Consider the following 677-nt stretch of genomic DNA (forward strand, 5'->3'; position numbering starts at 1 on the left):
CACATACTACCTTTTAATTTCAATAAATTACTTTTTGAAATATATGTTGATGCAACAAAGGGCTCATATGGCTGATAAGGGTTTTTATTTTCAATAATAACTTTTCTCATCCAAAGGGTATTACTATTGCTACGATCAATATCATCAACTTTATATATTAGCGCTTGAGCCATTTGGGCAACAGTTATCATACAGTCGATAATTGAGAAAGATGGGTAATAGGCAGCCTCCATCCCCTCCACCTTAAAAGGACTTTCATTTATATGTGTCACATTAACTAACGATGTAACTTTTTGATTTTGAAAATCAAATTGCACATCTTCCATGATTTGTTGTGGATTTTTATACATATCTCCGTAATATCTTTTGCTATGTAATCCTAAAATTTGATCTATGCTATCAAATTTAGCTCCTTCATTGCATTCTTTTTCTATATCGTGTTCTATTTCACACCGAATTTGCATAGAGCCAATCTGAGATTCAAATATAGATACGTTTGTACCTAAAGAGTCAGAAACATTTTTTGTTTTAATATGTTGAGTGCTAATTATAAGTTTATTTAAATCTTCTTGAGGTGTTGTTCCTGCTTTCAAAACAATACGCTTCAGCCATATTTTTCTTCTTTGAGCTTCTGTAATCCCAAACTTTTGCATAATGTAAACTTCATTTAGTTGTAA

General features: G+C 31.2%; 1 protein-coding gene. It reads right to left on the reverse strand.

Translation table 11 applies throughout. The features are described 5' to 3' along the window. Positions 1-677 (reverse strand): AvrD family protein (locus KVT37_RS31725; RefSeq protein ID WP_217578952.1); only part of this gene is annotated, 677 nt, incomplete at both ends.

The organism is Mesorhizobium sp. GbtcB19 (assembly GCF_019091085.1).
In the GTDB taxonomy this organism is placed as follows: domain Bacteria; phylum Pseudomonadota; class Alphaproteobacteria; order Rhizobiales; family Rhizobiaceae; genus Mesorhizobium.